Annotated in this window: 24 protein-coding genes and 2 pseudogenes; 11 read left to right on the top strand and 15 right to left on the bottom strand. The window is 67.1% G+C overall.

What is annotated here, in order from left to right; genetic code table 11:
• Positions 1-60: 60 nt before the first annotated feature.
• Positions 61-1452 carry an ATP-binding protein gene (locus ABZV93_RS18310; RefSeq protein WP_354937204.1) on the bottom strand — a complete coding sequence of 464 codons (1392 nt, stop codon included), beginning with the start codon at positions 1450-1452 and terminating at the stop codon, positions 61-63.
• Positions 1453-1477: 25 nt separating this feature from the next.
• Positions 1478-2131 (bottom strand): response regulator transcription factor, encoded by a 654-nt coding sequence (locus ABZV93_RS18305; RefSeq protein WP_354937202.1) that lies wholly within the window; start codon positions 2129-2131, stop codon positions 1478-1480.
• Between the two features lie 656 nt (positions 2132-2787).
• On the opposite strand from ABZV93_RS18305, the gene ABZV93_RS18300 reads away from it, so the two are divergent.
• The 7 genes and pseudogenes from ABZV93_RS18300 to ABZV93_RS18270 all read left to right on the top strand — a co-directional run bounded on the left by ABZV93_RS18300 (position 2788) and on the right by ABZV93_RS18270 (position 7180).
• Complete coding sequence (locus ABZV93_RS18300; RefSeq protein ID WP_354937201.1) at positions 2788-3183, top strand: hypothetical protein; 396 nt, start codon at positions 2788-2790, stop codon at positions 3181-3183.
• A complete protein-coding gene (locus tag ABZV93_RS18295) occupies positions 3180-4400 on the top strand; it encodes a peptidoglycan-binding protein (protein WP_354937199.1) in 1221 nt (406 codons plus the stop codon). Before ABZV93_RS18300 ends, ABZV93_RS18295 begins: the two co-directional genes overlap by 4 nt.
• On the top strand, positions 4397-5185 hold the full coding sequence (locus tag ABZV93_RS18290; protein WP_354937196.1) for an ABC transporter ATP-binding protein: 789 nt from the start codon (positions 4397-4399) through the stop codon (positions 5183-5185). Before ABZV93_RS18295 ends, ABZV93_RS18290 begins: the two co-directional genes overlap by 4 nt.
• Complete coding sequence (locus ABZV93_RS18285; protein WP_354937193.1) at positions 5182-6390, top strand: ABC transporter permease; 1209 nt, start codon at positions 5182-5184, stop codon at positions 6388-6390. Before ABZV93_RS18290 ends, ABZV93_RS18285 begins: the two co-directional genes overlap by 4 nt.
• A gap of 57 nt (positions 6391-6447) precedes the next feature.
• On the top strand, positions 6448-6789 hold the full coding sequence (locus ABZV93_RS18280) for an oligopeptide/dipeptide ABC transporter ATP-binding protein (protein WP_354937190.1): 342 nt from the start codon (positions 6448-6450) through the stop codon (positions 6787-6789).
• Positions 6786-6926: pseudogene (locus ABZV93_RS18275) on the top strand (ABC transporter ATP-binding protein); the annotation flags it as partial. The gene ABZV93_RS18280 and the pseudogene ABZV93_RS18275, both read left to right, overlap by 4 nt.
• A 71-nt stretch (positions 6927-6997) precedes the next feature.
• The gene (locus ABZV93_RS18270) at positions 6998-7180 is read left to right on the top strand and encodes a hypothetical protein (protein ID WP_354937375.1); all 183 of its coding nucleotides are present in this window, start codon (positions 6998-7000) and stop codon (positions 7178-7180) included.
• A gap of 700 nt (positions 7181-7880) precedes the next feature.
• On the opposite strand, the gene ABZV93_RS18265 is transcribed toward ABZV93_RS18270, so the two are convergent.
• From ABZV93_RS18265 to ABZV93_RS18255, 3 genes are all read right to left on the bottom strand, one after another.
• Positions 7881-9221: an NAD(P)/FAD-dependent oxidoreductase gene (locus tag ABZV93_RS18265; protein WP_354937187.1), complete on the bottom strand. Its 1341-nt coding sequence runs from the start codon at positions 9219-9221 to the stop codon at positions 7881-7883.
• 14 nt (positions 9222-9235) lie between these two features.
• Positions 9236-9694, bottom strand: coding sequence for a cupin domain-containing protein (locus ABZV93_RS18260; protein ID WP_354937185.1), 459 nt, complete (start codon positions 9692-9694; stop codon positions 9236-9238).
• Between the two features lie 514 nt (positions 9695-10208).
• Entirely contained in the window at positions 10209-11420 is a 1212-nt protein-coding gene (locus tag ABZV93_RS18255) for a GAF domain-containing sensor histidine kinase (protein ID WP_354937182.1), read from the bottom strand.
• Between the two features lie 498 nt (positions 11421-11918).
• On the opposite strand from ABZV93_RS18255, the gene ABZV93_RS18250 reads away from it, so the two are divergent.
• Positions 11919-12149 carry an alpha/beta hydrolase gene (locus tag ABZV93_RS18250; RefSeq protein ID WP_354937179.1) on the top strand — a complete coding sequence of 77 codons (231 nt, stop codon included), beginning with the start codon at positions 11919-11921 and terminating at the stop codon, positions 12147-12149.
• A 120-nt stretch (positions 12150-12269) separates the two neighbouring features.
• Here the strand turns inward: ABZV93_RS18250 and ABZV93_RS18245 are convergent, their stop codons facing one another.
• Entirely contained in the window at positions 12270-12908 is a 639-nt protein-coding gene (locus ABZV93_RS18245; RefSeq protein WP_354937176.1) for an HD domain-containing protein, read from the bottom strand.
• Positions 12909-13093: 185 nt separating this feature from the next.
• Positions 13094-14071: a DUF5996 family protein gene (locus ABZV93_RS18240; RefSeq protein WP_354937173.1), complete on the bottom strand. Its 978-nt coding sequence runs from the start codon at positions 14069-14071 to the stop codon at positions 13094-13096.
• A gap of 415 nt (positions 14072-14486) precedes the next feature.
• Between ABZV93_RS18240 and ABZV93_RS18235 the strand changes: the two genes are divergently transcribed.
• A complete protein-coding gene (locus ABZV93_RS18235; RefSeq protein ID WP_354937170.1) occupies positions 14487-15242 on the top strand; it encodes an SDR family oxidoreductase in 756 nt (251 codons plus the stop codon).
• A gap of 111 nt (positions 15243-15353) precedes the next feature.
• Here ABZV93_RS18235 and ABZV93_RS18230 read toward each other — a convergent pair whose 3' ends face one another.
• A complete protein-coding gene (locus ABZV93_RS18230) occupies positions 15354-16274 on the bottom strand; it encodes an NADP-dependent oxidoreductase (RefSeq protein ID WP_354937167.1) in 921 nt (306 codons plus the stop codon).
• A 501-nt stretch (positions 16275-16775) separates the two neighbouring features.
• Here ABZV93_RS18230 and ABZV93_RS18225 point away from each other — a divergent pair.
• Positions 16776-16951 (top strand): annotated as a pseudogene (locus ABZV93_RS18225) (integrase core domain-containing protein); the annotation flags it as partial.
• Here the strand turns inward: ABZV93_RS18225 and ABZV93_RS18220 are convergent.
• Positions 16951-17316 carry a hypothetical protein gene (locus ABZV93_RS18220; RefSeq protein WP_354937369.1) on the bottom strand — a complete coding sequence of 122 codons (366 nt, stop codon included), beginning with the start codon at positions 17314-17316 and terminating at the stop codon, positions 16951-16953. The pseudogene ABZV93_RS18225 and the gene ABZV93_RS18220 sit on opposite strands and share 1 nt — an antisense overlap.
• Before the next feature lie 238 nt (positions 17317-17554).
• Between ABZV93_RS18220 and ABZV93_RS18215 the strand changes: the two genes are divergently transcribed.
• Positions 17555-18148, top strand: coding sequence for a hypothetical protein (locus ABZV93_RS18215; protein ID WP_354937164.1), 594 nt, complete (start codon positions 17555-17557; stop codon positions 18146-18148).
• Positions 18149-18596: 448 nt separating this feature from the next.
• Here the strand turns inward: ABZV93_RS18215 and ABZV93_RS18210 are convergent, their stop codons facing one another.
• The 6 genes from ABZV93_RS18210 to ABZV93_RS18185 all read right to left on the bottom strand — a co-directional run bounded on the left by ABZV93_RS18210 (position 18597) and on the right by ABZV93_RS18185 (position 24616).
• Positions 18597-19592, bottom strand: a complete 996-nt coding sequence (locus ABZV93_RS18210; RefSeq protein WP_354937161.1) for a LacI family DNA-binding transcriptional regulator — start codon at positions 19590-19592, stop codon at positions 18597-18599.
• 42 nt (positions 19593-19634) lie between these two features.
• On the bottom strand, positions 19635-20504 hold the full coding sequence (locus ABZV93_RS18205; protein ID WP_354937158.1) for a ribokinase: 870 nt from the start codon (positions 20502-20504) through the stop codon (positions 19635-19637).
• A gap of 1 nt (position 20505) precedes the next feature.
• Complete coding sequence (locus ABZV93_RS18200) at positions 20506-21306, bottom strand: carbohydrate ABC transporter permease (RefSeq protein ID WP_354937155.1); 801 nt, start codon at positions 21304-21306, stop codon at positions 20506-20508.
• A 98-nt stretch (positions 21307-21404) separates the two neighbouring features.
• Entirely contained in the window at positions 21405-22301 is an 897-nt protein-coding gene (locus tag ABZV93_RS18195) for a sugar ABC transporter permease (RefSeq protein ID WP_354937366.1), read from the bottom strand.
• 30 nt (positions 22302-22331) lie between these two features.
• Positions 22332-23663: a sugar ABC transporter substrate-binding protein gene (locus ABZV93_RS18190; protein WP_354937152.1), complete on the bottom strand. Its 1332-nt coding sequence runs from the start codon at positions 23661-23663 to the stop codon at positions 22332-22334.
• Complete coding sequence (locus tag ABZV93_RS18185) at positions 23663-24616, bottom strand: nucleoside hydrolase (protein ID WP_354937149.1); 954 nt, start codon at positions 24614-24616, stop codon at positions 23663-23665. Before ABZV93_RS18185 ends, ABZV93_RS18190 begins: the two co-directional genes overlap by 1 nt.
• Between the last annotated feature and the right edge of the window lie 129 nt (positions 24617-24745).

Here is a 24745-nt window from a genome sequence, read left to right as displayed (position 1 = left end):
ACACGGGCGGATGCTGAGCACTCCATCCCCCTCGGCTACCAAGAACTTACGGATCAGGGCTCAGCGGGCTGCGGTCGCGTACCTGACGTCCTCGAGCCCGTCCGCGACCCTTCGCTCAGGTCGCGTTCCGGTGTGCGGTGACTCGCGGTCGGCACCGTCACCGGCGACCAGGGGGAAGACGACCTCGATCTCCAGGCCACCAGTGGGTCTGGACCGCGCACTTACCGCGGCGTGGTGGGTAGTCGCTATGGCTTGGACGATGGACAGACCAAGTCCGTGTCCCTCTGTGTGGCTTGTGCGATCGGTGCCGAGTCGGTGGAAGGGTTCGACGAGCCTATCCACCTCGGCTGGGGGCACGAAGGGACCGCAGTTCGTGATCGCCAGGACCGCCTGTCCCATGCGAACCCGCGTGGCCACCGCGACCCAGCCCGGTGAAGTGTTGTGGCGGATGGCGTTGTCCACGAGGTTGGCGATGAGTTGCCGGACCAGGCGTCGGTCACCGGTCGCGAGTGCGGGACGGAGCCTGGTGTCAACGTCGAGCCGCAGGTCGTCGACGGCGCCGTGCCGGGCCGCGAGGATGTCGCGTGTGAGGTCAGCGATGTCGAACTGCTCGTACCGCTCGAGGCCGACCTGGCCCTTGGCGAGGGTGAGGAGCGCTTCGATCAGTTGTTCCTGTTGGCGCCCGGAGGCGAGGACACGTTCGTGGGCGACGCGGAGTGTGTCGAGGGTCGCGTCGGGGTCGGTGAGCGCGATCTGGGCGAGGACGCGCTGCCGGGCCAGCGGGGTGCGGAGCTCGTGGGAGGCGTTCGCGACGAACCGGCGTTGCGCCTGGAACGCCGCCTCCAGTCGGGCGAGGAGACCGTCGAAGGTGTCGCCGAGCTCCTTGAGTTCGTCGTCAGGTCCGTCGAGCGCGAGCCGGTCGTGCAGGTTGGTGGCAGAGATGTTCCGGACGGTGGTGGTGATGGTGCGGAGCTTGCGGAGTACGCGGCCGGCGATGAACCAGCCGAGCACGAGGGAGAACACTGACATGACGGCCAGGGCGACGCCCGACTGGGTGAGGAGCCGGCGGAGTTCGGCGTCGTGCTGGCGGATCGCCTGCAGCCGGAGCTGTTCGGCCTGCGCGTCCAGCTGCGCCGGAGTGAGGCCTTGCAGATTCCTGCCCTGAACCTGGACCCGGCGCTCCGTGCGCTCTCCGCCGTCCAGCGACGTCGAGCCCTTCCCGCTGTAGACGCCGCGGACGGCCAGGCCGCCATTTTGTCCCTCGAAGATGATCCCGGCGGTGGCGTTGACGACGAGCACGTAGGTCACGGCCAGCAGAGCGACGCCCGAGACCAGGAAGAGCCCGCCGTAGAGCAGGGTGAGCCGCAGGCGCACCGTACGTCGGGGCAGCCGCGCGAGCCCGGCTCCGGGCGGGCGGGCGAACCGTTCCTGGATCCTGCGGTGTCGAAACATGACGGCTCCTGTGGCTGCGAGAGTTCTAGATGCGGTAGCCGGACCGTGCGACGGTCTGGATGACGGGCGGGTCACCGAGCTTGGACCGCAGCCGGCTGACCGTGATCTTGACCGCGTTCGTGAACGGGTCGGCGGCCTCGTCCCAGACCCGGTCCAGGAGCTCCTCCGCGGACACGGCGCGTCCCTGTGCGGCGAGCAGGACCTCGAGAACCCCGAACTCCTTCGGCGCCAGGTCGAGGAACCGGTCCGCCCGCCACGCGCGACGCTGAGCGGTGTCAACAGCGAGGTCACCGTGCCGCAGGATCGGTGGGATGGCGGGCTGGGCCCGGCGGAACAGCGCACCGATCCGGGCGAGGAGGACGGGGAAGTCGAACGGTTTGGGCAGGTAGTCGTCGGCCCCCAGTCCGAGCCCGTCCACGAGGTCGTCCATGCCTGCGGCGGCGGTGAGCATCAGCATCCGGCTTCGACACTGCGCGGCCACGAGCTTTCCGCACACCTCGTCGCCGTGCATCCCGGGCAGGTCCCGATCGAGCACGATCACGTCGTAGTCGTGCAGCAGCGCCCGGTCGAGGCCGGTCACCCCGTCCAGCGCCACGTCGACGGCCATCTGCGCACGCCTCAGCCCGACGGCGACGGTCTCGGCCATCTCCTTGTCGTCTTCGATCACGAGGACCCGCACCGTCGCCCCCTTTCCCTCGGTCGAACGGCACCGCCGGTCACGACGCCGACGAACGCCGAACCCGCGCGCCCGCTCAAGCCCTGAGCGCCAGTGTCCCTCACCGAGGGGTTTCGACACGGTTTCGCTGGCGCCGGCGCTGGCAAAGACCCGGCGCGGCACTGAGGGCGGCAGTACGCCGACAGGTCGACGTACGGGTTGCGGTCGTGCAGCTTCGCCGCGAGGTACCGGAGCAGCTCCTTCGCGTGCAGGTGCGTGGGGCGCCTCCGCCATAACTCTCCGACGCCGCTTGGCCGCCGGTGGCGACTCACGCCGATACGTTCCCGAAACCGCCCGATCCCTAGAACAGGACGCAGCAGGCAGGCCACATCCGCTGAGTGCGAAGGACGTCACCCATGAATCACCCTCCTACCATGCCCACCGCCGACCGGACCCGCAGACGAGCGGTCTCGTTACGTCGGGCCGGCTCCTGGGCCGCGGCCCTGGTCGCGGTCGGACTGCTGAGCATGTCCTGCGCGGCGGACCAGCCGGCCGGCACGGCCGTGGCGGACCTTGATTCCTCACCGTCCGCCAGCCCTTCGGCCGCGCCCGACAGCGCCGGGAACGCCGGCACCGGCGGGAGCGGTGGTCGTAGCAGCCAGGTCGCCTATTCCCAGTGCATGCGTGAGCACGGGGTTAAGGAGTTCCCTGACCCCGACGGCGAGGGCCGTCTCACCCTCCGGGCCAGGCCGGGCAGCGGTCTCGACCCGAACAGTCCGACGTTCAAGGCCGCTCAGGAGGGGTGCCGGAAGCTGATGCCCCAACCCGGGCCAGCGGAGCGGGAGCGGAACCGCGTCGCGAGCCTTAAGTACTCCAAGTGCATGCGCGACCACGGCCTCAAGGCCTTCCCCGACCCCAACCCTGACGGCGGCATGCGGATCGAGATGAAACCCGGTTCGGACATGGACCCACAGAACCCGAAGTTCCAGGCCGCCGAAGAGGCCTGCAAGTCGCTGCGGCCCGAGGGCAAGGGCGCTGTCGGAGGACCGATCACTGACGGGAAGCCCGGGGCATGAGTACCCTACGTCCTGACACCGACCGCGAAACCATGCCGGACGAGCCCACCAGCGCCCGGCACAGCATGCCGCTGCAGCCACCGCCGAGGCGTCGACTGCGGCGGCGGCTGCTGGCCACCGGGGCCGTGGTGGTCGTCCTGGCCGCCGGCGTGGTCGCCCTCGACCGGTACCGCCCGTACGACATCGACCTCACCCACCCACTCGGCGCCCGACAGCCCGCCGCCGGCCCCACTCAGGTCGCCACCACCGACACGGCGCTGGCGACGGTGATCCGGCAAACGCTGTCGGCCCGCACCAGCGTGGACGGCACCCTCGGCTACGCAGGCAGCTACAACGTGATCAACCAGGCCCGCGGCGTCCTCACCGCACTACCCGAGGTCGGCCAGACCATCGAACGTGGCCAGGTCCTCTACCGAGTCGACGGGAAACCCGTCGTGTTGATGTACGGGAACACCCCCGTCTACCGCGACCTGGCCGCCGGTGAGGACGCCTCCGACGTGACCGGCCAGGACGTCCAGCAGCTCAACGCCAACCTGGTCGCCCTCGGATACGCCGGCGCCGACGACCTCGACCCGGACACCGACGAGTTCGGCTGGCGTACGACGCGAGCCGTGAAGGAACTCCAGGACGACCTGGGTATGGAGGAGACCGGCAAGCTCACCCTGGGCCAGGTCGTGTTCGCGCCCACCGCGCTGCGGGTCATCACCGTCCCCGCAGCCCAGGGCACACCGGCCGGCCCCGGCGCCAGCGTCCTACAGGCCACCTCCACCGCCAGGCAGGTGACCGTCAACCTCAACGCCGCGCAGCAGTCCCAGCTCAAGGTCGGCGACCAGGTGTCCATCACGCTGCCGGATGACCGCACCACCCCGGGCCGGGTCGCCGAGGTGGGCAAGGTCGCCACCAAACCGCAGGATGACCAGGACCCGACCATCGAGGTGAGGATCACACCTACACGTCCCCGCGACGCCGGCACCCTGGACCAGGCACCGGTGAAGGTGGCTGTCACCACCGGGCAGGTCACCGACGCGACCGTCGTCCCCGTCGAGGCCCTCCTCGCCCTGGCCGGCGGCGGCTACGCCGTCGAGGTCGTCGCCCCGAACGGAACGCACCGGCTGGTCCGGGTGACGCCCGGTCTGTTCGACGACGACGCCGGCGTGGTTGAGGTCACCGACACCGACCTGGCCTCCGGACAACGCGTGGTGGTGCCGGCGACATGAGCACGTTCACAACCACCGTCGAGCTCACCGACGACGGAGCCACCGGCGCGCCCGGCCAGGGCGGGAACGGCAACCGTCCCGTCCTGGAACTCCAGGCGGTGACGAAGATCTACCCCAGCGAACCACCGGTGACCGCCCTGCGCAGTGTGAACCTCACCGTCCGCCAAGGTGAACTCGTCGGGATCGTCGGCCCCTCCGGCTCGGGCAAGACCACCCTGCTCCACCTGATGGGCACCCTCGACCGTCCCAGCAGCGGCGCCGTCCGCGTCACCGGCCTGGACGCCTCGGCGATGAGCGACCGGCAGCTGTCCAAGCTCCGTGCCACCCGGATCGGCTTCGTGTTCCAGCAGTTCTTCCTCGCCGAACACGCCACCGTCCTGGACAACGTCGCCGACGGACTGCTCTACGCGGGAACGCCGCACCGGCAACGCCGCGAGCTCGCCGCGCAGGCGCTCGCCGCGGTCGACCTCGACACCCGCCTGTACGCTCGACCCACCCAACTCTCAGGCGGCCAACGGCAACGCGTCGCGATCGCCCGCGCCCTGATCGGCCGCCCCGCGATCGTCCTGGCCGACGAACCCACTGGCAACCTCGACCACGCGACCGGTCAGTCGATCCTCGCCCTCCTCGACGCGCTGCACGAGAAAGGCACCACCATCCTCGTCATCACCCACGACCGGGACATCGCCGCGCGGATGCCACGCCGCGTCGAGATGCTCGACGGTCGGATCGTCACCGACACCGCCCCACCGAGCCACGCGACGGCGGGAGGGCGGCCGGCATGACCAGCACCCTCGCCTCCACCACCGGGCGGCTACGTGCATCCGACCTGGCCCGGGTCGCCAGCGTCGGCATGCGTACGCGGAAACTGCGAGCCGGCCTGTCGGCGCTCGGCATCGCGATCGGGGTGGCCGCGATCGTCGCCGTACTCGGCCTGTCCTCCTCATCCCAGGCAGGGCTGCTAGCCCAGATCGACCAGTTGGGCACCAACCTGCTCACCGTCACCAACGGGCAGACGATGTTCGGCGAGACCGCGGTCCTCCCCAAACAGGCACCCGCCATGATCAGCCGGATCGGACCGGTCCTGCAGGTGCAGTCCACCGGCACCCTCACCGACGTCCATGCCTACCGCAGCCCTCTGATCCCCGACATCAACACCAACTCCCTGTCGGTCCGGGCGGCGACCCTGGACCTGCCGCACATCATCGGCACCAGCCTCGCCCAGGGCCGCTACCTCAACCCCGCCATAGCCCGCGAACCCGTCGCGGTACTCGGCGCCACCGCCGCCGAACGGCTCGGCATCGCCCGAATCCACCCCGGTCAGCGCATCTGGATCGCCGACCGGTGGGTCTACATCACCGGGATCCTGCGCCCCGCCGTCCTCGCACCCGAGATCGACACCGCCGTCCTCATCGGCTTCCCGGCCGCCGAGCGGTACTTCGAATTCGACGGCCACCCCTCCACCGTCTACGTCCGCAGCGACACCAGCCAGGTCGAAGCCGTCCACGCTGTCCTCGGCGCCACCGCCAACCCGAAGGACCCCAGCGAGGTCAGCGTCAGCCAACCCTCCGACGCCCTCGTCGCCCGCGCCGCCGCGCAGAGCGCCTTCAACTCCCTGTTCCTCGGGCTGGGCGCCGTCGCTCTGCTGGTCGGCGCGGTCGGCGTGGCCAACACCATGGTCATCTCCGTCCTCGAACGGCGGCCTGAGATCGGACTACGCCGAGCCCTCGGCGCCACCCGGGGCCACATTCGTGTCCAGTTCCTCGCCGAGGCGATGCTCCTGTCCTTCCTCGGTGGTACGGCTGGTGTGGGGATCGGGACCGCCGCGACCGTCATCTACGCCACCACGAAGGACTGGGCGGTCGTCGTTCCCACCATCGCCTGGGCCGGCGGCCTGGCGGCGACCATCCTCATCGGCGCCATCGCTGGACTGTTGCCCGCCCTGCGCGCCGCGCGGATGTCACCCACTGCTGCACTGTGGACACTCTGACACGGAGGCATGGTGACCGCCCAGCCAGAAAGCAATGGCGCCTTGACGCTGGCCGTGGTGGCTGAACTCGCCGACCGCGTGGCGGTGATGTATGCCGGTCGGCTGGTCGAGGCCGGGACCGTCGACGAAATCTTCACCGACCCTCGGCGGCACCCCTACGTCAGTGCGCTGATCTCGGCGATTCCAAGCGTGCTCGCGCGAGGCCCGGACGTACGCCCGATCGCCGGGCAGGTTCCCAACCCCGCCGAGCTCCCCCGCGGATGTAGGTTCGCGCCGCGGTGCCCCCTCGCGATGCCGATCTGCCGAGAGGCCAAGCCTCCGCTCGTGGCGGACCGCTCGGGTCACGCCGTCGCCTGCCATGTGGTCAACGAGAACCTCCTCGAGGGGACTACCCGATGAGCCTGCTCGACGTCGACGCGGTGAGCCACTGGTACCCCACCACTGCCGGCGACCGACCCGTCCTTGACAAGGTGAGCTTGTCACTGGAGCACAACGACGTGCTGGCGGTGGTCGGTGAGTCGGGGGGTGGAAAGACCACCCTCGGCCGCCTGGCGATCGGCGAAGAGCCACCCACCCGCGGACAGGTCGCTTCGAAGGCCGCGACGTCATGCTGGGACTTGCGCTGGTGGCCCGCCTGGGCGAGCTGTCACCGGCCAGCTTGGTCGTTGACGACCTGGCCTGCCTCACCAGTGCGGGCACCATCGCTCTCGGCGCCGGTTACCTTTGGTGGGCACGCAGCCGCCGACGTGATGTCATGTCGGCGGCCGAAGAGGATCCCGTACGCCGCTAGCCGCCGAGGACTTCTACCGCCTCCTCGGCGGCGCCGTCATCGACGGGAGTGGGAGGACTACCGTACGGTCGACCGGCGACTACGCCCCCAACACGCGCGCAAGAACGGACTCCTTGCCCGACTGGAAGAGGCGGGCCTGTAAGACCGACGTCTATGCTTTCGCGCCTGCCGTTCTCTGAGCGGGCAGCGCATACGTAGCGCTGGCCCCGAAGTCGACGAGAACGCACGCGTCGTCCCCAACCACCCAGGCGTCGTGACCTGGCTCGATCCGTGCGACCTCGTTGGGGCCCACCTCGCCTTCGGTGCCACCGTCCATCAAGAAGTGCATTCGTCCCGAAACGACATACAACAGGTGCGGAGACTGACAGGTGTCGGTTCCAGCGAGCGGACGGACGTGCTCAGACCAACGCCATCCCGGCTCGAACCGGTCCTTGAAGACGGTGTCACCGGCGAGCACCACCATCTCAGCGGCCCCCTTGTCGGCGAACCTCCGGGTCTCATCCGGTGTGCTGAAACTCTTCGATTCCAAACTGGACACCGCAACCCTCCCCCGCGAGGGACCTCGTTCAGCTGTACTTCACAACCCTACCGGCCCGCCGAGCAGTCGCCAGCTGACCATAGACGGCGACGGGATCGGTCGTGTCGGAAACCAAAGGTGGAGTCTCCACCGGCAGCACGTACTTCCGGTGGCTCCAGGCAGTCACAGGCGCAGGGCACTCGCAGCTGCGTAGTAGGCCTCGTTGAAGGTCGGGAACTGGGCTATGTCGTCAACGAGGATGTCAACAGGAAGTTGCGCACGAATAGCCAGGGCGCCAGTGTGGATCCACTCCCCGACCTGGGGAGCGATCGCCCACGCTCCGACGAGAGTCCTCCGCCGGCGGTCGGCGACGAGGCCGAGAGTGCCACGTGGCTTCGTCTCGTACGTCTCGGGTCGATGGATCACCTCGGGCAGTTCAACCTGCGAGGTCGCGACGTCGATGCCCTGCCTGCGAGCGGCGTCCGCGGTGAGACCGACAGCAGCGATCTCGGGTTCGGAGAAGACGACTCGAGGAATGCCGAGGTAGTTCGCTGTACGCGGTCTGCCAAGGAGGTTGTCGGCGACGACACGACCCTGGTACATCGCGGTATGTGTGAACATCGCGACACCGGTCAGGTCTCCGACCGCCCACAGTCCGTCGGTGACCCGGCAGTGGTCGTCGGTCGGTACCTCACCATGCGGGCCGGTGCTCACGTCCACGGTCTTCAGGTCGAGATCGGAGTTCGGGATTCGTCCGCTGGCGAGTACGACCACATCGACGCGCACGCTCGTGCCGTCGTCGAGCTCGGCCACCGTGTCTGTCCCCTCGCGGCGGACCGCCTGGGCTCTGCAGTCGAGGCGGACATCCACCCCACCGAGCACGGACAGTGCACGCTCGCTCAGTTCGGGAACCTCCCGCATGAGCAGCCGTGGCCCACGCTCGAGCATGGTGACCGAGCTACCCATCCGAGATAGGAAGGTCGCGAGCTCGATCCCGACCGCGCTACCGCCGATGAGAAGTACCCGGGCGGGAATGTCGGTCAGGTTCGTGGCTTCCCGGTTGGTCCAGACCGGGACCTCTTCCAGTCCGTCGATCCGTGGCCAGGCCTGCCGAGACCCGGTGCTGAGGATGATGTCCCTCGCCTGCAGCCGGTCGCCGTTCACGCTGAGCTCTCCCGGACCGGCAAGCTTTCCCTCTCCCTTGACGACCCTGGCGCCGTCGTTGCGGTAAGCCGCGACTCGAGGGCTGTCGTCGAGATGGCCGACGATGACGTCTCGATAGTCCCGGATCATCGTCCAGTCGAGAGCAGGTGTGGAGGCACCCGCCACCCGGGAGGTCTCCGCTCGGGCCTCCACCGGCCGCAGCAGCGTTTTGGACGGCATGCAGGCCCAGTACGGGCACTCGCCGCCGATGAGCTCCTTCTCCACGACCGCGACACGCCTGCCTGCGTGCATCAACGTCTGCGCGACGGTCTCCCCGCCCGGCCCCATTCCGACCACGATCGCGTCGAACTGCTCACTCACCGTGCCTCCCCCTCTTACGAGCCCGGGTCGTCGACCTTGAGCTTGTCCCCGGTGTTGGAGACGAAGACAACCAGGAGCTTGGCCGGTTCGGTCCGGCTGGTGTTCTCGGTGAGGACGTGGTGGGCGCCCGGCGGCTCTACCCAGTTCTCGCCTTCGCGGTAGGTCTTCACGGGCTTGCCGGCGAGTTCGCTGCGCACGGTGCCTTCGAGCACGTAGGCGTAGACGAACGCCTCGCCATGCCGGTGCGGCTTCGCACGTGCATTGGGCGGGAAGGCGACGATCGCCGAGGTGAATGTCTTGCCCTTCACATTCGGCAGGTTCTGCTGGAGCAGAGGCTTGAGGGTTTCCGTTGGCCGCTTGGATGCCACGGCGGCAGTCGGCATCTTCGCGTTGGCGGTCTGGTCCGACGTGGAGCAGGCCGCGACTCCGGTCAGCGTGACAACGGCCAGCACACCGGCGGCGACGACCCTCATTCCGATCATGGCTGGTCTCCTGCTCCCCGCGCTCCTGGCCCGGCCCGCAGCCCACGCCCGCAGCCATACGTGCGGCGCCCGACACCGACACGGCACTACCCACCACGCTGGCTGCGGAGCCACGAAGCCAGGAGGGGATCATGGCAGCCGGTGGTGGGGCCAAACGTCCATCCATGGAATGGACACGCCATCTCTGGCACACCACCTGACCTGCGAAGACACCGCCTCGGCCGCCCACGACGTGCCCTGGCCGGTCCGGCTCAGAGCAGTTGATGCTTGACACCGGTCGTGTTCGGCCATCCTGACCGCGGGTCTGGCAGACCGTTCAGGTTGCCGACTCCGTGTCCGCATCAGCCAGGGCAGGGGATCACACGCATACGGTGCCGGGTGCGCACGAAGTGCCGGTCGGTCAGGTGTCGGCGCCGATGCAGGAAAGGCCAACCTGGTCTACCTACGCCGCCGCCAGATCAGGCCACATCCCGTCCGAGGCCAACCAAGACGGGTGCTTGGGGCGTCAAGCCGGGTACCCAGCCCCTTCGGAAGGAAGAGGGACGTTCCAGGTAAGGGCGGCGCCCTCGCCGGGGCTGTGGATGGTGAAGGTGCCGTGGTGGCGTTCGGCGCGGACACGGAGGTTGCGCAGGCCGCTGCGGCGGGTCGTGTCGCCGATGCCGCGCCCGTTGTCGCAGACACGGACGGTCAGGCCGCTGCCGTTGACGGTGACGTCGACGCTGACCTGGGTGGCGTGGGCGTGCCGCGCGGCGTTGGACAGTGCTTCGCGGACGACCGCAATGAGATCACCGGTGATGCCGTCGTCGACCAGTTCGATCGGGCCGGTGAAGTGGATCGACGGCGCGTACCCGAGCGAAGGGGTGGCGTCGTGAACGACGTTCAACACTCGTTGCCGCACGCCATCACCGGACTGCTGGTACGGCACCGGGGAGGGGCGAAGCCCGAAGATCGTCATACGGATCTGGCCGATGACGTCATCGAGCGTGGCCACCGTCTCCAGCAGCCGCTGCCGCAGCCGCGCGCGGGGTTCGGCGTCTGCGGCAGCGGCCATGCTCTGCAGCCTGATTCCGGTGACGAAGAGTTCCTGGAGGACGTGGTCGTGCATGTCGCGGGCGATCCGGTCGCGCTCTTCCAGCAGGCGCAGACCTTCGGCCTGGGTGCGGTGTTCTTCCTGCTGCTTGGCCAGCACGGCCTGCGAGGCGAACGAACTGAGCATTGCCACGTCCAGGTCGTCGAAGTTGGGCCGGCCCCGACGCTTGCCGACGTTGAACGTGCCCAACTGGGCTCCCTCGGGGTCCCCCATCGGCACGCCCATGCCCGGACCGAAGGAGGCCACCCATGGGCGCGCCGGAGGGTAGATGCTGGGGTGTTCGGCCCAGTCGTTCCAGAGCTGTGGTTCGCCCGTGGCAAAGGTCAGTCCAGTGATCGAACGATCCAGAGGCAGCCGCTGGCCCAGTAAAGTGTCGGCGCCCTCGCCGGCCGCGGCAACAATCATCAGCCAGTTCGGATCGCCGGTGGGCAACATGACCAGGGCGATGTCAGAGTTTGAGGCCGCGCGGGCCCTGCTCGCGATGAGGGGCCACAATTCATCCGTGCTGGTGCCTGCCAGCATCGCCGACGTGATCTCCACGGTCGCCTGCAGCCACGCCTCACGACGATGGAGCGCTTGGTCGCCAGATGTGGGTATTTTTATTGAACTGTGCAGCAACTTAGTCAACGTATCAACCTCCGCAGGCGAACGTCATTGATCACTACTATGCGGCAATTCAGCATTGCTCACCTCTGATGCACAGGGCAACCCCCGCCAACGTCGCGGTCGTCACAAGCCGGCCGACCGACTTCTTCCCCAGCAGGAAATGCACTCTCTCGATGAGAGGATCTCCAGCCCAGCGCTGTCCAGCCTGCTGTTAGGCGCCCATTTACCGTGTAGGAGACTTCGTCGAATCGCGAAGATTGCAGACTGGTAACCGCGTTGGAAGTCCGCAGGTGGCGGCCCATGGATGGTCAGGACCGATACCTATCTGTCTCTTAGTCCCAGCCAGCGGGCATTTGGTCTACCCGGGGTCGAAAACGGCCTAAATGCCTTAGCTGGGATCTTCGCGGGCATGGTAGCGCTCCACGTCCACCGCCCCACCGGAAGCTACCGGTAGCCCGCGTGGTAGATCCGGTCGCACGGTTTCGCTGACGTCCGTGTCGCCAGCGATTTTCCGACAGCTTGGGGGGCCCCGTCGTACTGGTCGGCCACTCCTACGGCGGTGCGGTGATCACTGTGGCCGGCATGGCCGAGAACGTCGTGGGCCTCGTCTACGTGGCGGCCCATTGCCTACCGGCCCGGGGACTCGTGGCCACAGGGGACAACTCGATCAATCCTCAAGCTCCGGTGATCGGGGAAGCTGCTGAACATCAGCGTGTCCATCCGATCTGCGAGGTCGAGCTAGATGCGTGATACTCCTCGCATGCCACCCCAGGGGGCCACACCTTCGCTCTCGGCGCGCGGGGACAGCCTGCGTGATCGACGTTCCGCAGACGCCGCCACGACGTTCGATATTTGCTGATCGGTCCGGGCTCAGTCTCCGGCCGGCAGCCGGAGTGGGGTCTCGTCCAGCGGGTTGTCCGCCATCCTCGCATCGAGGTTGGTCCGTATCCAGGTTGCGGGCGGGCTGTCCGGTTTGCGCTGAGCCTGCTCGTGGGAGAGGGCCAGGAACTCCTCGATGAAGCTGAGCCGGGGATACCGTTGCAGCACCTCGGCTTTGAACCCGGGAGAGAAGTCGTCCGCGTGTCTGCCGGTGATTTCCACGCCGGCCGCTCGCGCCAGGAGGTGCCCCTCGGGATCCATGGACAGGTCCACGCGGTCTCCTAGTACGTGCCGGCTGATCAGTTCCGGCAGGCGTTCGCGGCGCTCCGCGGGCCATCCGGCGCCGGCCGCGAACACCCGCGCCACCTGACCGCCGGCCTCCTCGAAGGAGACGGCGTGGCTGTCGAACTCGGGCACCAGGCCAATGTCGTGGAACAGCGACGCCACGAACAGCAGTTCCGGGTCGAAGTGAATGTTCTGCGACGTGCCGTGGGCCGCTGCCCACACGTAGACGCGTAGGGAGTGGTTGAGCATAGTGGACGAGAAGTAGGCGGTTGCCATTTCCAATGCGGCGGCTGATACCGCGGACTCCGGCGACACCACGAGGTCGTCGAGGGTCGTACTTGTCATTGTCGTCTACCCCCTATGTCGCGCTGGACGATCGTCTTCCCTGCGTGTCAGGGCTGTGCTGGCTGTGGTCCACGGAATCACCTACCGGTCAGCTCGGACGACGAGCAGGGTCTTGTCTTGGCGGCGTCTGCGGATGGTGCCACTTGACCGTCGTGCCTGGCGCGCCGTGAGGCGTCCGCGCCTGATCAACCTCGTGCTCGAGGTGTCTGCTCTGCCAGGAGTCGCGACCGGGCCCATCGCGAGGGATCGATCTCCAGCGCGGCTCGGCTCCAGCTGCCGCGGTCTGCAGCGGCCGCGTAGGTGGTCTGCAGGAAGTCCATGAGCGTGGCGTCGGGATCGTCGGCCAGGCGCACGACCTCGTACGGAAGGAGGAACTCGCCGAGATCCTTGCCGTAGAAGGCCTCGGACGGCGAGACCGGGGACCGCGTGAAGCCGTCGGGCTCCGGATAGGCGTATGAGTAGAAGGTCCCCTCGGCGCTTCCACCGGGCCAGAACCCACAGCTGCTTAGTTCCTGTGAATAGGCCTCGGCCATCACCCAGTCGCCGACGTTCGGCGCGCTGCCATGGTATGTCGGTGCCGGACGCCCTGAAAAGCGGGTACAGGCAAGGTCGAAGCTTCCCCAGAAGAAGTGGACCGGACTCACCTTCCCCGTGAAGTACGAACGGAACTCGTGCAGCACTCGGTCGACCTGGAGTAACTGGCGCCAGAACAACCGGGCCGCCTCTCCGTCGTAGGAGGCGTGGCGGGTGTCCTGGGCGAATGGGATCGCGGGTTCCACCTCGTTTGGGTGCGGCTGAATCGTGGTGTGGATGCCCAGTTCGTCGAGGGCGTTCAGGGTCTGGGCGTGGAAGTCGGCTACGGACTTGGGTTCCAAACTGACCTGGCGGCTCCCTCCGGCGCTGTCCCGTATGCGCAGTCGCTGGTCGAGGAAGTCGAACTCCATGTCGAACGAGCGATCAAGGTAGGGGATCGCGGAGGTGGTCAGGCCTCGCGGACTGACATACAGCGGCACCTGCCACCAGTGGTTGACCAGCGGCGCGTGCGCCAGGCGGATCTTGCCGACGACTTGTGTCCACATGTGCAGTGTGTCCCGGGTGGCGGTCCAGCCCGACAGCAACAGCCGCGGCCACTCCTGCGTAGGTCGAATCCCGTGTGTTGTCATCTGTCAAGCGTCACCCGCGCCGATCCATCACGCCCTCGACCAGGGGTCCCGTCCTGGCCCGGTCGTGTTGCCAGTACTTCACAGGTGGCCCGCTACTCCTTGCCGACGCCTGGCTGCTCGGCATAGTCACACAGGTAGCGAACGCCTGCGGCCGACGTCAGCCCTAGAAGGCGTTCGCCTTCTGTGGACGGTGATCGGTGTTGTCACCTCGCACCGATCGCGTTCGACCTGGTGGCCGCACACGCGCACACCCGCACACCCGATGATCTCGGTGACGGCGGGAGATCGGCGCCTGCCGCCCGGGGGCGGTTCCGGCCGGCGGCCCGCTCACACCGACGGCTCGGTCCACGACCGCCCGACGCGCGAGGATTCCGTTCCCCGGCATGAACGCGGCCGGCGGGGGAACGGGAACTCCATGACCGAGCCGGGAACACCGCCGGAGAAGCCAATTCGCGTCGCCCTCGTGACCGGCGGCTCCGGCGGCATCGGTCAGGCGGTCTCGAAGCGGCTGGCCGCCGACGGCATGGCCGTCGCGGTGCACTACGTCGGCAACCGCGCCCGTGCGGAGGAGGTCGTTGACGCCATCACCCGGGAGCGCGGTCAGGCGATGGCCGTCCCCGGCGACGTGGCCGACGAGGAGGCGATGGCGACGGCGTTCGGCGCGGTGGAGGAGGCGTTCGGTGGCATCGACGTACTCGTCAACACCGCCGGGATCATGCTGCTCGGCCCGGTCGCGGACTTCGACCTGGCAGCGTTGGACCGCATGCACCGCACGAACATCCGCGGCACGTTCGTGGTCGACCAGCAGGCCGCTCGCAGACTCAGGTCGGGCGGGGCGATCGTCAACTTCTCCACCAGTGTGAAGAAGCTCGCCATGCCTGGGTACGCGCCGTACGCGGCTTCCAAGGGTGCGGTGGACGCGATCACCCTGATCCTCGCCCGCGAGTTGCGCGGCCGGGACATCACTGTGAACGCTGTCGCGCCCGGGCCGACCGCGACCGGTCTCTTCCTGAAGGGCAAGGACCAGGCCACCATCGAGAACCTGGCCAAGGCGCCTCCGCTGGAACGCCTCGGTACTCCGGAGGACATCGCCGAGGCGGTCGCGTACCTTGCCGGTCCGGGCCGCTGGGTCAACGGCCAGGTGTTCTACGTCAACGGCGGCATCATCTGACCCCGTGGACCCGCACCAACCCAGCGAAGTCCACTCGCCGAGCAAGTCACCGGCCAGCGACATCGAGCTCACCACTGAAAATGGCGTCTCGGTGCGAGGGTGGACTCCTGTTCAGTCTTCCGTGACGCGGATGATCGTCTTGCCCTGGGTACGCGTGCCGGGGGCGAACGCGGCGGCGGCTTCCTCGAGCGGCCTTACCGAGCCGACAAGCGGTGTGAGCCTACCCTCCCTCAGCCGCGTGACGAGCTCGGAAAGCCGCACCCGGTCGGGCTCGACCACGAAGAAGACCGCCCGCCCGTCCTTGAGCTGACTCCTGGGCGGCATGGTGATGCTGACAAGCGTCCCCCCGGCCCGTACCACGGTGGCGGATCGGTCGAGAATGTCTCCGCCGATCACATCGAACACAACGTCGACATCGGCAACGTCCTCCAGCTTCTCCGCCTGCAGGTCCAGGAACGTTTCGGCGCCCAGCGCAAGCACCTGGTCGCGGTCGGCGGCCCGGCCGGTGCCGATGACCCGGGCGCCCGCCTCGCGGGCGAGCTGTACCGCAATCGACCCGACGCCGCCTCCTGCGCCGTTGATCATGACGGTCTGGCCCGTTGCCAGGCGGCCGTGGTCGAACAGGCCCTGCCAGGCGGTAAGTCCGGAGATCGGCAGCGCGGCAGCGCGAGTATGGTCGACGTCCGCCGGCAGCGGCGCGAGGTTGCGGGCTTCGACAGCGGAGTATTCGGCGAGCGAACCGTTGCGGGCCCAATCGGCCATGCCGAACACCCGCTGGCCGACACTCAGACCGGTCGTGCCGAACCCCAGTTCCTCGACGACACCCGACAACTCGTGTCCGGGCACGCTTGGCGTCCGATCCCGGCCCGCACGATCGGTCCACGTGGCCGGCCAGTCCAGCTCTCCGGGGGTGAAACCCGCGGCGTGCACCCGCACGATGACGTCATTCTCGGCTGCGTGGGGGTAAGGCATCTCCGTCAGGGACAGCCCGGCGGGACCGGCTTCGCGGTCTCGGATAGTGATGGCTCGCATGAATGTCCCTTCTGGAGAAGAACGCTTGAGCGCGCATACGTTCTTACATACGACTCATCGCGGTTCGTCGTCGGCTGAACCCACAACGCAGTACAGCCGTCCGGTCAGTTGGTGCCTCTCCAAACCCACCGATGGTCTCCCGAGCACCTGACTGGTGCAGCCCCGACGCCGAGACACCTCAACAATCACCACGGTTGCCCTGCAGTCACGAAGCCAGGAGGGGATCATGGCAGTCGGCGGTGGGGCCGAATGTACGGTCCACCTCGACCGCTCCGAGAATCCGCGCCCAGGTGCTGGTGTTCGCTCCGATCTCCCCGGTCGTCCTGGTCATGCCGCAGTACGCACGCTGTCGACGACGGACATGAGGCCACCTGGTTACGGTCGCGCTCTCCTGCACCGAAAACCGGTGCCACGGCCGCCGGGCTACGGATAACGACCGGTGGCCTAAATATGGGCCTTTGGTCCTGCGATGCCGCGACGTCGGTGTCGCACCTATTAGCCGGATAATGCTGGGACAACGCAGCCGCGGAATCGTTCTTCGCAGCCCTGACGAACGAGATGTACTACCGGCAGACGTTCCCCACCCGCGCTCCCGTGCCCGCTTCGCCGTCGCCGACCACATCGAAGCGTTCTACAACCGGCGACGGCTGCACTCCCCCCTCGACTACCAGACCCCTCAAACTTCTGATGCTGTGCCGTCGCAGGCCCGAATGAAGACTGCCGACGTCGCGCCGACCCGCACCCTGCTCGACGACAACCATGCATTGGTACGCCAGGGCGGCCTGCTCGTCCTCGACCCCCAGCCCAGACCTGACAGCGGCCGCCGAAGCCGCTCACGGCGGACACGATCGAGTGCGCGAGCCACGACACCAGACCTCGATCGCGACGTCCCAGGCCCGGTCGGTCGCTCGAACACCGCCGACAGCCGGTTGGACGCGGCCTCGCCCGGCCCGACCTTCCGGAACGTCGCTGGGTTGGAACGGATCACGTCCCGCAGCCAGATGACGGCACTCGGGGACGGCCCAGTTCCCAAGCCGTTCATGACTGTGCGCCCATCCTCCGGGCGCGGGCTGAGGCCGGTCGTTCCTGCGTGAACGGCGGCTGCGAACACGGACGAATGAGACGGACTGTCTGCAAGCCCGGCTCGTTGTCCCCTCGACGGCGTCACGGTGCGACTATTGAAGAAGACGTGTCTCGCGTACCGCTGGTCGGCAGAACCTCCCAAAACGACCAGTTCAGCGCCCGGGGGTCTTTGGGAGGGCAGTTGCAGGATGGCACTCTTGTTCAAGTTCGAACTGTCCACCCACAGTGTCGACAGCTACGACCACCTCCTCCTGATACTGGAGGAGGCCGGCGCGGGCTCTCCCCCGGGACGCCTTTACCACGTCGCCTACGGGCCCAAGGACCGGATGAAGATTGTCGACGTCTGGGACTCACCACCCACAATGGGCCCGGGTCAATTCCAGGAATTCGCCGAAGCACTCGTCCCAGCCCTCAAGGACGTGGGGATCGTGCTGCAGGAACCCGACGTCCACGACGTACACACCATCATCCACTCCAAACGAACAGCCGCTAAAGGACCCAGACGGTTCTTGGTCAAGTTCGATCCACCGGGGATGACCGCCGGACAGTGCGACGAGATCGCCAACTCCCTCGACGAAGCAGGGCTCGGCGCACCGGCTGAGCGCCTCTACCACGTCTGCTACCGCGAGGACGACGAACTCCGCACCATCTCCGTCTGGGAAGGCGAAGAAGCACTCCGGGCCTACTTCGACCAACTCGCTCTTATCGCGGTCGATCTCGGGCTCACCGAGGTGGCACGAACGGAGCCCGTGATCGAAGAGGTCTACCACATCATCGACGGATCACCCTGACCTTCGCTCCATCCGCCTCGCAACCGGCCGGACTGAAGGCCCGAGTGGAGCGGTCAAGGGTCGAAGATCGCGGAGCCACGCCCCACGTCACTGCTCGCCGGCCTTTCGCCTCAAGACTCGGCGCAGGCGGAGCCAGGCAGCTGGGACCGAGCGACTCAATCCTCCGCCTGGTCGAACTGCTGCGGCACGTCGCGCCAGGCTCACACGACGATCGCTCACCGTCGTCATGGAAAACGTGCACGCGCTCCCCCATCTGCTCCAGCAGCAGCCGGACGACGGTCGGCGGCGGGAAGATCCGTGCGGCGAACCAGATGTCGTGGATCGCCACGACGGACAAGTCGTCCGGGACATGCGCCCCAGCCGCCTTCGACGTCCCACTCCGCGTGCCTGCAGATACCCGCGGTGCGCAGAGCTTGCCGATAGCTTCGGCATCCGCCCCAGCAACCCGTCAGCAGCCGCAGGTGCCACCGATGCGGAGGCGCGCTTCCACAACCCGGTGGCGAGCGGGGCTGTCGTGTTGCCCGATCCGCTGCAGGAGTTCAGCGATGGCTACTCGTGCGATGTCCTCGATCCCTTGCACGACGCTGGTCAGGCTGGGGTTGGTGTAGACGCCGGCCTGCGTTCCGTCGAACGCCACAAGTGCGATGTCGTCTGGTACTCGACAGCCCAGTTCAGAACAGGCCCGCAGGGCGCCGATTGCTTGTGCATCGCTCGCAACGAACACAGAGTCGATGACCTCTGGCGAGAGCAGGAGCGTCTTCATTGCCTCATAGCCGCCCCTGGGCGAGAAGGCGGTGTGGACCTGCGGCGGAAGGCCGGTATCTTCCGCAGCTTCGAGCGCCTCCCGCCAACCGGCGTCCCGCTCGGCCACTGCTGTCAGCTCCCGGGGGCCACCGATGTACGCGGGAGCGCGGCGGCCGTGCCCCAGCAAGTGTTCGACCGCTTCACGGGAGGCGCGTTTGTTGTCGATCACAACGGTGGAGAAGCCTGAATCCTTCGGCGCCCGGTCCAGGAGGACTACCGGGATCCTCGCCTCCGAGATCTGTGCGATGTCTGGCGATGAGGCCGCTGAGATCAGCAGTAGCCCGTCTACCTGGCGGTCCACGAACGACCGGAGATAGCTTCGTTCGCGCATGACCTCGTTGTTGGCCGTCCCGATCAACAGAACGTAGTCGTTGGCGAACGCTTCGTCCTCGACGGCCTGGGCAAGCTCAGCAAAGTGCGGGTTGACGTAATCGGGCACGAGCATCGCGATCGAATGGGTGCGGTTCTCCCGCAGGGCTCGTGCGATGCGGTTGGGGCGGTAGCCCAGTTCCTCGATGGCCTGAAGCACCCGCCGGCGATTCTCGGCGGACACCGGCCGTGGCCCCGAGTTGAGTACATAACTCACCAGAGCGGGAGAAACCCCCGCCCGCCTGGCTACATCCGCGCGGGTGACGGGCATCTCACACCGTCTCCTTCGTACCGAGCGTCCAACTGCCGTCGGTCATGGCAGTGCACCATGATGCTGCACCGCCCGGGAGCCGGCGGCAACACCGGCGCGACAGGCGTGTTCGAGGTCGCCTGATTCGGCCAACTGTGCCGCCAGCGCACCCACGAACGCATCGCCTGCACCGGTCGTGTCCACCACGTGGACGGCAGGTGCGGAGATCAACACTCTGGTAGCGCCCTGAGCCAGCAGCGCACCGCCCGGACCGAGGGTGATCACGACTGATGGGCACCGCTTCGCAAGCTCAAGTGACAACGCCTCCATATTGTCGACCGCAAGGCCCAGATCCCGTCCGAGTGCGGTTGCCTCGACCTCGTTGACTACCAGGGGGTCACACTGTTTCAGGATCGACGCGCCGATCGTGCGGTACGGCGCGAGGTTCAGAACGAACCGCGCGCCGGCGGAACTGGCGTGAGCGGCTGCCGCCGCGACGGCCTCCGGGCTCACCTCACATTGAGCCAGCACGGTGGTGACGTCGGGAAGGTTGTTCAGCGCGCACGTGACCTGCTCCGGCGTGAGCAACGCGTTCGCGCCCGCCGCGACGACTATGTTGTTCTGGCCGCAGGCGTCCACCGTCACCACGGCGGTGCCTGTGGGTGTATCCGATAGGCGGTGGACCGCATCGAGATGCACAGCGTGGGTACGCAGAGCCTCCAGTGCGGCGGCACCGGCGGCGTCGTCACCGACGGCACCGACCAGGTAGCCGGCACCGCCGGACGCTACGACGGCAACCGCCTGGTTGGCACCCTTCCCGCCCGTACCGGTGACCACCGTCTCGGCGAGAACCGTCTCGCCGGGACTCGGCAGGGACTCCACTCTCAGGTGCAGGTCCTGGTTGACAGATCCGACCACCGCGATGGCGCCCAACCTACTTCTCCCCCGAGGTGGCGATCGAGCGTGCGAAGAAGCGCTGCAGGAAGAGAAGCAACACCGCCGGGACCACGCTGATCAGCAGTGCGCCGCCGAACATCTGGCCGAAGTTCACCTGGGTGTCGGTGTAGGTCCTGGCGATGGCAATCGAGGCGACCTGGGTGTCCTCGTTGGAGATCAGGAGTAGGGGCCACAGGTAGGACGACCACTGTGCGAGGAAGATCAGTAGCGCTGAGTTGATCAAGGTCGTGACGTTCAGTGGCACATAGATCCGGAGCATGATGCGCAGGTCGGAGGCGCCGTCGATGAATGCCGCCTCACGGAGCGAGGGCGGCACCCCACGAAACGACTGGCGCAGGTTGAAGATGGCCAGACCGTTCCCGATGCCCGGCAGGATCAGACCGAGATAGCTGTTGTCGAGGTTCCAGTTGGTGAACAGCTGCGCCAGCGGGATTGCGATGGCCTCGAAGGGAATCATGAAGCCCACGACGAGGAACGCGAAGACGACTTCCCGTCCTCGGAACCGGAGCACGCTCAGCGCGTACGCCGCCGGCACCGAGATGACCAGGCCCAATAGCACCGAGGCGAACGCGACGAACAGGGAGTTGGCCATACTCCGGCCGAAGCGCAGCTCGCCGAACAGCGCCACGTAGTTGTCGAGTGTCCAGCTCGTGGGGATGAGTGTGTGCCAGCCGAGTGGGCTGACGCTTTCGATCACCTGGTTGCCGGGGCGCAGCGAGCCGAGCAGCATCCACAGGGCGGGCAAGATGAACGCCAGTGCGGTCAGCGCGGCGAGCACCGTGAGGAGTGCGGTCAGCAGTAGCCGTTGAGGCCGAGCCTGCGGCCGCTCACGTGCAGGTTCGGTGCCAGCCGAGCGGCGTTCGACTGTGGTCGCCGTCATTGTGCGTCCTCGTCCCTGAGCAGGCGGAACTGCACTGCCACGATCGCCAGCATGATCACGGTGAGTACCAACGTGGAGGTCGCCCCCAGGTTCGGTTGCGAGTATGTATAGGTGCGGCGGTACGCGTCGAACATGAGCAGCGTCGTGGACTCCTGCGGGCCACCGTTGGTGAGCAGCTGGACAGGGACGAAGAGAACGAAATTGGCGACCGTGTCGGCGACCAGGACGAACAACAACGGCCGTCGCATCGACGGAAGGGTGATCGACCAGAAGGTCCGCCAGGCGTTCGCCCCGTCCATGCTTGCTGCCTCGTAGAGTTCAGCGCTCACGTCGTTCAGCCCACCAATGAGGAAGAGCATCCAGTAGCCGATCCCGACCCAGGAGGCGACCAGCATGATGCTGGCGAGCGCCTGTTGCGGCGAGGTGAAGAACGGTTGTGAACCGACACCGATCGCGCGCAAGATCCCGTTGACGGGACCATCACCGCGCAGCGCGACACCCCACGCGATCGAGGACCCCACCAACGGGATGGTGCACGGGATGAACACCGCGGTCCGCCAAAGGCCTCGCAGCGGAACCGCGCGCGTCATCAGCAGTGCGACGCACATCGCCAGCGCGATCTGGACCGGGTTGATCACCAGGTTGAAGACGACCGTCCGGACCAGAGTGCCGCGGAAGAGCGGGTCGCTGAACAGCGTGGCGTAGTTGTGCAGGCCGGCGAACTTCTGCTCCGCGAGCAGCCCCACGCCGACCCGTTCGTACAGCGTCGACCACGCGGCGCCGACGAACGGGACGATTCGCAGGAGACCGATCGCCACCAGTGCCGGCGCCAGGAACGCCAGTGCGGTGACGGCATCCTTTCGTCGTGGCGACGTTCGGGCCGTACGGGACATCTGCACAGCGACCCATCCCTTCCACAGGTGCTACTTGTATTGCTGCCAGGCCTTCGTGAGCTGTGTCTGTGCCGATTCCAGCGCGCTCTTCGGATCGGCGCCGTTGGCGATGTCGGAGAAGGCTCGGCCGATGATGTCCTCGAACTCGATGTAGCCGACCGTCGACACCCGTCCCACAGAGGTGTGCTTCGTCTCGTAGTCGACCACCTGGGCGGCCTGCTTCCCGCCCGCAGTGCCGGTGAACCCCTCGCTCGCAAGGTAAGACTTCAGGCCAGCCTTGTTGGCGGGGAGCTCGGCGTACGCGCGGTACTTTGCATATCCGCTCTCACCGTCGACTGCCAGCCACTTCATGAAGATCGCGGCGGCGTCCTTGTGCTTGGAGAACGGGTTCATCCCCACTGACCATGAGCCGTTGGGCGTGGCCGGCTTGCCGCCCTCCCACACCGGGTTGAGCGCAGCTCCCCAGTTCAGCTTTGAGTCGGCGAGCTTGCCGACCATCCAGTTGCCCTCGACCAGGTAGGCGGACTTGCCGGCGAGGAACGTGGAGTCGATCTGCTCGGGAGCGATCCCGCGCGGTGTCACCTTGTCGGCGAACAACGTCCGGTAGTAGGTCATCGCCTTGACCCAGCCGGCGTTGGTTACTGCCGGCGTCAGGTTGCCCTTGCCCTTGGCGCCGATACCGCCGCCGGCCGACACAGGCAGCGGCTCCAACTGGTAGTAGCGGTTGGGCTGGCCGAAGAGTAGGCCGTTCTGTGCGCCGCCCTTCTTCTGGACGGACTGCGCGTCGGTCTTCAACTGTTGCCAGGTGATCCGCTGCGTGGGTTCGACCGACGGTGCCTTGACACCTGCTTTTGTCAGCAGGTCCTTGTTGTAGAAGAGGACCTGGGTCGAGTTGGCGATCGGAAGCGACCACAGCTTCCCGTTGAACGAACTGTTCTTCACGGTTGCTGGTTGGAGGTTGCCCGTCCGCCCCTTGAACTGCTTCGTCAAATCCTCGAGGTAGCCGCGTGTGGCCAGTGCCGGAACTCTGGGCTGGTCCACCCAGAAGACGTCAGGGTTGCCGGTCTTCGACGTGATCCTCGAGTCCAGGACGCTGTTCAGGTTGTCGAAGGGCACGTACTGATACGTGACCTTGATGTTGGGGTGGTCCTTCTCGAATGCGGCGACCACCTTGTTCATGCCGTCGGCCTTCGGGTCGAGGATGCCCACGACGTTCAGGGTCGCCTTGGGGTCCTTGCCGGGGAGCGTCCACTCCCCCGACGTCGGGCTGGCCTTGGTGTCTCCACCGCCGCCGCCACACGCGGTGATCGCCAGAGCGGCCACCGCTCCGACGACAGTCAGCCGGAACGCTGTGCCCTTCATTACAGCTCCTTGATTCGGGTGAGGAAGAACTCGTTGAAGGCCTGGGCGTCCACAGCCCTCGCCACCAGGGCGTTCGCGGACAGTGGCGCGTGACGCTCGTCCGGGGCCCAGTCACTTTCCAGGTAGTCGGTGACCATCGCGCCGCGCATGCGGTCACCCGTCTCTACCTGCACGTACGCGGGTGCCCAGGTCAGGAACTCCGGGTGGGTGACCGCTGCGACGGCGAGCGGGTCGTGCATCGCGCAGGAGTCGTCCTCACCACGCCCGCGTGTGTTGATGTGGTCGATCCAGGCCGCGGTGTACTTGCCGGCGAAAGACACGAACGGCCGGTCACTGGCCTCCATCTCCTTGGCCTGCTCCATGCTGACGCGAACTTTGAGGGTGACGTCCAGCCCCACCCACTTCGCGGTGACTTCCGAGGTCAGCACGATGTGCGCGGCCTCTGGGTCGTTCCAGATGTTGAACTCGCCCGGCATCGTCGCGCGGTGAGTGTGGTTGTCGAAGACGCCGCCCATGATCACCAGCTGCTTGAGGTTGGCCGCGAAGGACGAGTCCAGCCGCATCGCCAGCGCAACGTTGGTGAGCGGACCCACGGCGACGACCGTGACCTGGCCGGGGTTGGCACGGACGAGTTCGACCATGGCCTGGGCGGCAGGCGTGGGCTGCGGCTCCCGCACCGGGATACCGTCGGGCACACTCCCCTGCCGCGCCTGCGGCCGGATCAACGGCCGCTGGGCTCCGCGGTGAACCGGGATGTCGCTCCTGCCAAGCCGATGGAGCAGCTCCAGCGTGAGGGCGGTGGCGGTCGCCACGTCCGTATTGCCGTTGACCGTCGTCACGAGGCGAACGTCGATCGACGGATCCGCAAGCGCCAGCGCCAGCGCAAAGCCGTCGTCGATGTCACTCCCCGGAGCACCCATCGCGAGGTCCACATCGAGGATGATTTGCTCCATCTTGCTCCTCAACACGAGTTGACACGCAGTGGGCGACATGTTCACACACACCCCATGCACAGTCAACCTGTTACCTCGGATACGGGAGGGGGCCACTGACGGCAGCCGATCCGCTCGGAGATGCGTCGG

The sequence above is a fragment of the Actinopolymorpha sp. NPDC004070 genome, from assembly GCF_040610475.1.
GTDB lineage: Bacteria > Actinomycetota > Actinomycetes > Propionibacteriales > Actinopolymorphaceae > Actinopolymorpha.
This window is presented reverse-complemented; position numbering and strand designations above follow the sequence as displayed.

Bases quoted from the DNA above. Each gene is read 5' to 3' on its own strand.
- ABZV93_RS18310 (WP_354937204.1), bottom strand. From the start codon at position 1,452: ATGTTTCGACACCGCAGGATCCAGGAACGGTTCGCCCGCCCGCCCGGA.
- ABZV93_RS18300 (WP_354937201.1), top strand. From the start codon at position 2,788: ATGCGTGAGCACGGGGTTAAGGAGTTCCCTGACCCCGACGGCGAGGGC.
- ABZV93_RS18295 (WP_354937199.1), top strand. From the start codon at position 3,180: ATGAGTACCCTACGTCCTGACACCGACCGCGAAACCATGCCGGACGAG.
- ABZV93_RS18290 (WP_354937196.1), top strand. From the start codon at position 4,397: ATGAGCACGTTCACAACCACCGTCGAGCTCACCGACGACGGAGCCACC.
- ABZV93_RS18285 (WP_354937193.1), top strand. From the start codon at position 5,182: ATGACCAGCACCCTCGCCTCCACCACCGGGCGGCTACGTGCATCCGAC.
- ABZV93_RS18270 (WP_354937375.1), top strand. From the start codon at position 6,998: ATGCTGGGACTTGCGCTGGTGGCCCGCCTGGGCGAGCTGTCACCGGCC.
- ABZV93_RS18260 (WP_354937185.1), bottom strand. From the start codon at position 9,694: ATGAGGGTCGTCGCCGCCGGTGTGCTGGCCGTTGTCACGCTGACCGGA.
- ABZV93_RS18245 (WP_354937176.1), bottom strand. From the start codon at position 12,908: ATGACAAGTACGACCCTCGACGACCTCGTGGTGTCGCCGGAGTCCGCG.
- ABZV93_RS18240 (WP_354937173.1), bottom strand. From the start codon at position 14,071: ATGACAACACACGGGATTCGACCTACGCAGGAGTGGCCGCGGCTGTTG.
- ABZV93_RS18235 (WP_354937170.1), top strand. From the start codon at position 14,487: ATGACCGAGCCGGGAACACCGCCGGAGAAGCCAATTCGCGTCGCCCTC.
- ABZV93_RS18230 (WP_354937167.1), bottom strand. From the start codon at position 16,274: ATGCGAGCCATCACTATCCGAGACCGCGAAGCCGGTCCCGCCGGGCTG.
- ABZV93_RS18220 (WP_354937369.1), bottom strand. From the start codon at position 17,316: ATGAACGGCTTGGGAACTGGGCCGTCCCCGAGTGCCGTCATCTGGCTG.
- ABZV93_RS18210 (WP_354937161.1), bottom strand. From the start codon at position 19,592: ATGCCCGTCACCCGCGCGGATGTAGCCAGGCGGGCGGGGGTTTCTCCC.
- ABZV93_RS18195 (WP_354937366.1), bottom strand. From the start codon at position 22,301: ATGTCCCGTACGGCCCGAACGTCGCCACGACGAAAGGATGCCGTCACC.
- ABZV93_RS18190 (WP_354937152.1), bottom strand. From the start codon at position 23,663: ATGAAGGGCACAGCGTTCCGGCTGACTGTCGTCGGAGCGGTGGCCGCT.
- ABZV93_RS18185 (WP_354937149.1), bottom strand. From the start codon at position 24,616: ATGGAGCAAATCATCCTCGATGTGGACCTCGCGATGGGTGCTCCGGGG.